Origin of the sequence: Rubrivivax albus, assembly GCF_004016515.1 — a bacterium.
Taxonomy (GTDB): Bacteria; Pseudomonadota; Gammaproteobacteria; order Burkholderiales; family Burkholderiaceae_C; genus Rubrivivax; species Rubrivivax albus.
This window is the reverse complement of record NZ_SACT01000018.1, coordinates 1-8,749: the sequence shown is the minus strand read 5'-3', so window position 1 is coordinate 8,749 and position 8,749 is coordinate 1. Positions and strand designations below refer to the sequence as shown.

Below are 8,749 nucleotides of genomic sequence, written 5' to 3'. Positions count from 1 at the left end.
AGCGACGATGCCTCGAGGGTTGCAGCGGCGGTGAGGGGCCACATGGTGCCAATCTGCCGCGGTCGCGTGGCTTGTATTGCGTGCGGTAAGCCGGTAGGTCCGTGATGTGTCAACTATCAGGTTTGTCAGGTGCCGACGGCTCGCCGTTTCTGCACGATCCGCAGTGCATCAGGGGAGATCCTGGATGCGAACCATCAACAAGGATCAGGCAGGGAGGCCTATGGACGAAGTGGTCAAGCACACACGGGTTCGGCCCGAATTCGGGGATGGGTGGGGAGGCACTGATGGCGACCACGGAGCCAAGCTGATCTGGTCAAGAGGGCTTGGTGCCTGCTTGACCGGTCTCTTGCTCCTGGCCAATGCTCAGGTTGCGGCTCAGGACCAGCAGGTCGTTATCGTCACGGGCCAACGTCCGGAGCCGGAGAAGCAGGAGAACGGCAAGGCGCTCAAGGGACTCGGACATGTCAGCGGGCACGGTAGCCTGACCGGCGGAAGCGGCGGCGCCAAAGCCAAGCCCTCCTCCGAAGACAACTCCAAGACCGGCCCCTGCACCGACAACCCGGTCGTCCTGTCCACTGGCGAGAAGTACCTGGCCCAGGACGACTTCGCCATCGGCGGGCACTACGGGTTCGAGCTGTCGCGCACCTACCGCAGCCGCATGCGCAGCGGCAGGCTCTTCGGCCTGAGCTGGAAGTCATCGCTGGACCCGATGAAGATCGTATGGTCCACGCAGCAGATCTGCGAACCCGGCGGCCCCTGCGCGCCGCGGGACGCCACGTTGACCGAGACCGACGGCGCCGTCTACAAGTTCAGCACGCCGCCCGGCTACGTGGGGGAGTACGGCGTCAACGCCAACTCGGACCGTGGCCGGCTCTACTACAGCTTCATCAACGCGAGCTGGGAGCTCTGGCGCAACGACAGGCGCTATGCCTTCAATGCGAGCGGCAACCTCACGTCCATCCGCAACGCGGCCGGCACCACCTTGCTGCAGTACACGTACTCGAGCGGCAGACCCGCCACCATCAGCAACGGTGCTGGGGCCACCATCGTGCTGACTTGGACTAATGGCCGCGTCACCAACGTGCGCGACGCGGCGAACAAGAACTGGGTCTACGAGTACGACGCGAACGGGCAGCTGGAGCGTGTCAGATCGCCCGGCTCGCCGCAGGACGTGCGGACCTACCACTACGAAGATGCCCGCGACGCAACCCTGCTGACAGGCGTGTCCATCAACGGCGTGCGCAAGACGAGCTACCAGTACGACGCGCTCAAGCGCGTGATCTCCAGCGGCCCGGTCGATGGCGAGGACACGGACATCCTGTCCTACGGCACGAACAGCACGGCCGTCACCAGCCCGAAGCGCCCGACGACCACCTACCTGTTCCAGACGGTCAACGGCGAGAAGAAGCTGATCCAGTCCACCGGCCAGGCCGGTGCGTCGTGCTTCTTCCGCGCGAAGACGGCCAAGTACGACAGCAACGGCTACCTGGACTACGAGACCGACTTCAACGGCAACAAGACCGAGTACACCTACGATACCAACGGGCTGCTGCTGGAGAAGACCACAGCCGCAGGCACGGCCGAGGCACTGACACAGCGCTACACCTGGGACGGCTCCTGGGAGCGGGCCAAGATCACCCAGGTGGAATACCTGGGCTCCACCGGGGCGGTCTACCAGAGCGTGCAGTACACGTACAAGACCAGCGGCATGGCCTTCGGCGAATTGGCCTCCGAAACCTGGACCGACCACCTGGCGAGTGCTCAGCGCCAAGTCGTCTACGACTACAGCTTCCACGCCAGCCCGAACCAGACGCGGCTCAAGAAAGCCACGGTCTCTCGAGCGCTGCCCGGCGGACAGTGGGCAGTGACCCAGCGCGAGTACGACACCAAGGGCAACCTGACCAAGCTGACGAACCCCGCAGGCCATGTGCAGACCTGGGGGCTGTTCAACGGCAATGGCCAGCCGGGGCAGTCGGTGGACCCCAACGGCATCGCTACCAGCCTGTCCTACCACGACAACGGCAACCTGCTGTCGGCCACGCAGGCGTTGCCCACGGGCAACCGCGTCACGCAGTGGGTCTACAACGGCGACCGCCAGGTGACCGACATCGTGCACCCTTCCGGGCGCATCGACCGCTTCCGCTACAACGACGCAGGGCGCCTGGTGCGCACGGGCAACGCACTCAACGAGTTCGTCGACCGCAGCTTCGACATCCCGAGCCTGACCGAGACCCACCAGTCCACGCGGCGCGTGCCGGTGGTCAGTGGCGGCAATCCGGCTGGGTCAACCTCTGGCGTCTTCAGCAGCCACGCCGTGCGCGGGTGCGACGACCAGGTCTGCGCCGTGCTGGGCAACGACGGGCAGGAGACGCAGTACGTCTACGACGGCAACCGCAACGTCGTGGGCAGGATCGAGACGGTCGCACCCGGCGTGACACGATCCACCAGTTTCCAGTACGACGCGCAGAACCGGCTTTCGCGGGTCAACGCGGCCGACGGCGGCATCACGCGCTACCGCTACGATGCGCAGGGCATGTTGTGGCAGGTGGAGGATCCCCGACAGCTCGTCACCACCTACACCTACAACGGCTTCGGCCAGGTGCTCACCCGCACCAGCCCGGACACCGGCGTGACCACCTACAGCTACGACAGCGCAGGCCGCCTGGCCACGGAGACCCTGGCCAACGGCCTGGTGTTCAGCCACACCTGGGACGCGCTGGACCGCCTGCTCTCACGCACGTCGGGTTCCAGCACCGAGAGTTTCGTGCACGACACCGCCACTTACGGCATCGGCCGCCTGCACCAGGCCAGCAGCCCCGGCGGGTCGGTCACCTACGCGTACAACGCCGACGGCCAGATCAGCTCGCAAGGCACCGTGGTCGGGACTTCTGGCACCTACAGCGTGGCGTGGGCCTACGATGCATCGGGCCGACTCACGCAGATGACGTACCCGAACGGCATGCGGCTGTCCTACGGATACGACGCCTACGGTCGTGTGTCTTCCGTCAGCACCAACCGCAGCAGCTGGCCCACCTTGGCCAGCCACTTCCTGTACCAGCCGGCCACCGACCAGCGCTACGCCTGGAAGTGGGGCAACGGGTGGCTGCGGCTGGTGACGCGCGACGCCGACGGCCGCATCACCCAGCTGGCCAGCGCCACCGGTGCCGCGCCGCTGAAGCTGGACTTTGCGTACAACCCCACCAACACCATCCGCTCCGTCACCGACAGCGTAGGCTCGAGCTGGAGTGCCAGCTACACCTACGACGACAACGACCGCCTCGAGACCGTCACGCGCAGCGGCGACAACCAGAGCTTCGGCTGGGACACCGCGGGCAACCGCACGGCACACACACGGGCCAGCCAGTCGTTCACGTTGACGCCGGACCCGTACGCCAACCAGCTCGCAGCCATCACCGGCAGCAGCAGCCGCAGCCTGGGTTACGACGATGCGGGCAACCTGCTGTCGGACGTCGGCGCCCTGGGCAACCGGGCCTATGTCTACGACGACTTCAACCGGCTGGCCCAGGCCAGGAACGGCAGCACGGTGCTGGGCACCTACACCTACAACGCCTTCGGGCAGCGCAACGCCAAGTCCACCGCCGCGGGCACGCAGCGATACATCCACGGCCCGGGCGGCGAGCTGCTCTACGAGGACGGCACCTCCCCCACCAGCTACGTCTGGCTGGGCGGCGAGCTGCTGGCCATCGAGCGCGGCGCCACCTTCCACGCCAGCCACAACGACCAGCTCGGCCGCCCTCAGTCGATGACCAACGCCTCGGGCACCGTGGTCTGGCGCGCCGTCAACGCCGCCTTCGACCGCAGCATCCACACCACCTCCATCGGCCACATGAACCTGGGGTTTCCCGGGCAGTACCTCGACACCGAGACCGGGCTTTGGCAGAACTGGCATCGGTACTACGATGCTTCGGTGGGGCGGTATACCCAGAGTGACCCGATTGGCCTGGCCGGGGGTATCAACACATATGCATACGCGCTGGGCAACCCGTTGTCTAACACCGACCCGCTCGGCCTTTGGTCGGTAACGTTCGGGTTCTTCCCTGGCATTGGCGGCCAGGTGACCTTCGGTCAGAACCCCAATGGCTCGGGCTTCGCATCCGTGCAATTTGGATGGGGCATCGGTGGAGGCGCCTCGTATAACCCGCTCGGGCAAGCGCCTGGCTATTGCTCTTGTTCGGGTTCGTCTTGGACCCTCGGCTACGGGGTGTATGCGCAAGCGTCGGCCCGCGCGGGTCCAGTTAGCGCGAGCTTGGGCGGCAACCTTGGGCGCAATGCGAATTCCTGTAGTAACGACCTCTACCGTGGCGTGACGAAGAACGCCAGCCTGAAGGACGTAGCTACGGGCATCAATGCGAGCGTGTCTGGTGGAGGTCAGCTCACGCTGTCGGGTGGCGGCAGCGCTCAAGGGGGATGCACGTGTGGCGGCTGATGGTGCCGAAGGCGCGGCACATCGTCGCGCTCATCGTTTTCGCATCGCTTCTATTTGCCGTGCTGTACTTCACTGAGCGGCATAGCGACTCGTACAAAGCGGCTGAGCGATTCCTTGCGTCTGATGCGCGCGTTGCCTCTGTCGTAGGCCCGGTGACGCGTGTTGAGTTCAAATTCTGGGAAGGATTTCAGGCGGTCTCTTCCTCCAATGGAGGGGAGGCTCAATACACCTTCGAGGTCAACGGAAGTAAGGGCTCGTCAATCATCGAGGTTCACTTGCGCAGTTCGTCTGGGGTGTGGCGCGTGGTAACCGCAGACGTTCGTGCAGTTGACGGTTCGACCTCGCGCATCGTGGGGATGACGCTCGTTCCGGCCGCTGTGCCCCTTGGCTGAAGGTCGCTACATGGAGCGAACCACTTCGCTCCATGCCATGCACCTGCAACCCTCACCCACCTGGTACCTCTTCGACGCTGACGGCGCGGAGCCGGTGCGCCTGCTCGATGACGCCGGCCTCGCTGAACCGGCGCTGAGCGGCACGCCGCAGGGCGTGCTCGCCTCGCTGGCCGAGGCCATCCACAGCAAAGCGCAGCACCTGGGCGAGCGCGAGCTGCGGCACCTGGAGCTGTTCGTGGCGCTGCAACGCTGGCGCCGCTGAGTTCGAGGCGTGCGGCCGTGTCCAGGCTGGCCGGTGGCCACCCGAAGGGCTCGGCCTTGATGCGGCTGCGCGCCGGCCAACGCTTGCCGTGAGCGGTGCCTTCCGGGGTTCCTGGCGGGCACCGTGACGGCAGAGGGCGACTCGCCCCCTTCCCTGGGAAGGGCGGGGGGATGGGTGGCTGTTGATGGAGCCGCTGCCGCAGGACAGCGGGCAGCACCGGCCGGCGCCGGTGCTGACGCGAAGGGTCCTGGCCGCCCACGGACAGACCCGCAGCGCTTGCGGGGGCCGACCTCGTGCAGGCGCGGTCCAAGCGCCGGGTTCGCGCCCACGCGAACGCATGAGGTTGGGGTGCAGAGAGCACAGCGAACGAAGCCCGCCGCTGACGGAGCGCAGCGCAGGAAGCCACCCCGGGGTGCGGCGAGGCGTCCAGCCTCGAAGCGAGCGACGGCCACGGAGAACGCTGCTCGCATCGCGGGGTGGCTTCCTGCGCGACACGCCGACGAAGGCGGTGTGGCGTGCAGGCAGCGGCGCCAATGACGGGTGACGATGGGCGTCCAGCCCAGCGAGTGTGCGTGCGGCCCCAGCCGCCGAAGAGCACACGTTCGACCGCCCGGAGTCCGTAGGTGCTGGCAGCGTCTGCTGCGAGCATCTGCGGGCGACAGACGCGGCGCAAGACGCTCCCGAGCGATGGCTACACCTGGCATCGACCGATGCGAGGTGCAGACCATGCGAGTGACATCCGACGTGCTGGGCGGGCTGCTGCGCCCACCGGCGCCGCCCCCGAAGCGACCCACGTCGCGCGAACGCGCGGCGATGAACCGCCTGCGCGTGCTGCAGGCCGTGGCCGAGCACGGCCACCTGCGCTGCAGCGACCTGGCCGCCGCGTGCTGGCCTAGCGCGAAGTACGCCGAGCAGATGGCACAGCGCACCGTGCGCAGCCTGGTCGAGAGTGGCGAGCTGATGCCCAGGCGCAACTGCCACGGCGGCCTGAGCTACGTACTCACGCGCCCCGGTGCCGCCACGCTCGAAGTGCGCGGCATCGAAGCCCGGCACGGCCTGGACCTGGCCAGCGTCAGCGGCCCCACGTTCACGCACAACGCGCTGACGGCGCGGTGGTGCCTGCACAAGCGCGGCGAGGGCTTCGAGACCTTCTCCGAGTACGCGCTGATGAACGCCAACGCCACCGGCCGCGCGCCCGTGACTGCGCAGCAACTGCTCAAGCGCTACGGCAAGCTCCCTGACGCGGTGCTCGTGAGAGGCGAACGCCTGTGGCTCGCCGAAACCGAGTCCGCGCCGAAGTCCACGCAGGAACTCATGCGCATCGCCGCACTGGCCGAGCACGTCGGCCGCAAGGTGCACCCCGAGCTGCCCTTCGTGCTGGCCGGCCTGTTCGTCGTCTTCGACGCCGAGCAGAACCACGCCGGGCGCATCGCCCGCGCTGCGCGCGAGCGCTGGCAGCGCTACAACAACGCCGACCAGGCGCTGCTTGCCAGCCGCATCACGTTGGCCCGCGTGAGCCTGGGCCTGCCGCTCACGTGGCGCGGCTGCAGCGAAGAGCGCTTGACGCTGCAGAGCAAAACGCAGCCCGTATAAAACCGCCCGCTATACCGGGCAGGACACCTCACCGACTCGATGAGGCCACCGTGCAAACCTGATTCGGAGCGCACCGACGCTCCCCCAACGGCCCCGCAAGGGGCCGTTGGGCTTCCTGGCCCGGCCACACGCGGCCGGCGCGAAGGCTAAAGGCTAAGCAGACGTTCTTAGACGCGGCTCCCCTTGCACGGAGCCTTTAAATGCGTCACCGCCTGCCGAGCGCCATCGCCTCGGCCATCCAAACCGCCCACGAGCAACACGCCGAGGGCAAGACCCCCGACACCCCGTTCCAACCTGCGCAGACCTCGCTGCTGGCCGACCCGCCGAACTGGCGCGACTGGCTCGCCGAGCTGCTCGCGCACGCGGCGCCCGTGCTGCAGTACCTCAGCAGCACGCACCAGGAGCTGCGCGACGCGGCGCAGGTGCTGCCGTGGCAGCTCCACGAGCTGAGCCAGCACGAGCCGCACCCCGGCGCCGATGCGCGCCTGGTCGCGGCGGCCGAGCGGCGCTTCGGCGAGCCGGTGCCCGGCCAGACGCTGGACGCTCAGGCCAAGCGCGTGCGCGACCCCAAATACTGGCGCCGCTTCCTCGTGCGCCGCGTGCGCGAAGCGCGCGAGCGGCTACACCTGCAGCTCGGCCTGGTCGGCAAAGGTGCCCGCCAATACTGCAGCGAAGGCGCCCGCGAGCACCGGCAGATGCAGCTCGTCAAGCAGGAAGAGTGGCTCAAGAACACGATGCTGCGCGGCTTCATCGACGGCCAGCTCGTGGAGCTGCCGCTGGCCCAGGTGGTCAAGGGTGCGCACCAGAAGCTCAGCAAGCTGTACGCCTTCATCGCCGCGATGGACCGCCTGGCTGTCGATGCCGGCCTGACGGTCGCGCTGCTGACGACGACGCTCGAAGGCCAGTGGCACGCGAACCCCGAGTTCAAGCGCGAGGGCCACCGCTGGAACGGCGCGTTCCCGCGCGAGGCGAACGCCGAGCTGGGTGCGCGCTTCCAGAGCATCCGGCGCGACCTCGACAAGCAGGGCATCAAGCTCAGCGGCCTGTGGGCCGGCGAGCCACACGCGGACGGCTGCCCGCACCGGCACCACTGGCTGATGTACGACCCGCAGCACGAGCGCGCGGTGCTGGCCGCGTTCCTGAAGTACTTCCCCGGCAAGCTCAAGCTGCGCCGCGATGCGCGCGACGGTGGCGACGTCATCATCGACACGCGCGAGGACGCGCTGCACGGGCTGCACCGCAAGCTGCGCCGCAAAGAAGGCGCGCAGGTCGACGTGAGCATCATCGACCGCAGCAAGGGCAGCGGTGCGAGCTACATCCTCAAGTACGTGCTCAAGGCGGTGCTGCCCGAGCTGAGCTATGAGGGCCTGGCTGCGCCGCTGGGTCCGAACTCGCAGGCTGCGCCTGGTCCGGCGAAGAAGCGCAGCGCGACCGAGGCGCGCAAGGAGCTGCGCACGCTGCAGAGCGTGGACGCGCACCGCGCGGTGTGGCGCATGCGCAGCTTCCAGCTCTTCGGCATCAGGAACTGCTTGACGCTGTGGGACGAGCTGCGCCGCATCAAGAAGGCGCCGGCCGAGCCCGAGCTGAAGAAGCTGTGGCGCCTGGCGCGCGGCGGCGAGGCCGAAGGCCACGTCAATGCCGACGAGCAGCGCGGCGATGCCTACGGCTTCCTCAAGGCGCTGGGCGGCCTGGCGGCCGTGGCTGGACCTGAGCAGCTCGAACTCGGCGCCGACGCGCCGAGCAAGGCGCGGATTTATACGGAGCCGACGACGACGCGCTACGGCGAGACCGGCTCGCGCATCAAGGGCGTGGAGCTGGTGCAGCCCGGCGCGTGCAGCGACGAAGGCGCGCCGGTGGTGCTGGAGCGCGTGGAAACGCGCTCGGTCACCTGGGAGCTCGTCGCGAAGGACGAGACGACGAAAGGCAAGGTAAGTGCAGCCGCGCCTGCCGGGGATAAAACTGCGAAGGCCAGCCATCGCCCACGGGTCGATGGGGATAGTTAGTCATAGTGTTCCAAGGGACGGGCGGTGCCCGTCCTTCTTCCTCAAAGACGAA

The 8,749-nt window shown here is 67.7% G+C and carries 5 protein-coding genes; all 5 read left to right on the top strand.

The genetic code is table 11. The annotated features are described in order from the left end of the window. Positions 1-334: 334 nt before the first annotated feature. The 5 genes from ENE75_RS24250 to ENE75_RS24230 all read left to right on the top strand — a co-directional run bounded on the left by ENE75_RS24250 (position 335) and on the right by ENE75_RS24230 (position 8,697). On the top strand, positions 335-4,447 hold the full coding sequence (locus ENE75_RS24250) for an RHS repeat-associated core domain-containing protein (protein ID WP_158289087.1): 4,113 nt from the start codon (positions 335-337) through the stop codon (positions 4,445-4,447). Next, positions 4,435-4,839 carry a hypothetical protein gene (locus ENE75_RS24245; RefSeq protein WP_128201618.1) on the top strand — a complete coding sequence of 135 codons (405 nt, stop codon included), beginning with the start codon at positions 4,435-4,437 and terminating at the stop codon, positions 4,837-4,839. Before ENE75_RS24250 ends, ENE75_RS24245 begins: the two co-directional genes overlap by 13 nt. 37 nt (positions 4,840-4,876) lie before the next feature. Continuing rightward, a complete protein-coding gene (locus tag ENE75_RS24240; protein ID WP_128201616.1) occupies positions 4,877-5,101 on the top strand; it encodes a hypothetical protein in 225 nt (74 codons plus the stop codon). A gap of 726 nt (positions 5,102-5,827) precedes the next feature. Beyond that, positions 5,828-6,694, top strand: a complete 867-nt coding sequence (locus tag ENE75_RS24235) for a hypothetical protein (RefSeq protein ID WP_128201614.1) — start codon at positions 5,828-5,830, stop codon at positions 6,692-6,694. 200 nt (positions 6,695-6,894) lie between these two features. Continuing rightward, positions 6,895-8,697: a replication endonuclease gene (locus tag ENE75_RS24230; protein WP_128201612.1), complete on the top strand. Its 1,803-nt coding sequence runs from the start codon at positions 6,895-6,897 to the stop codon at positions 8,695-8,697. Positions 8,698-8,749: the final 52 nt, after the last annotated feature.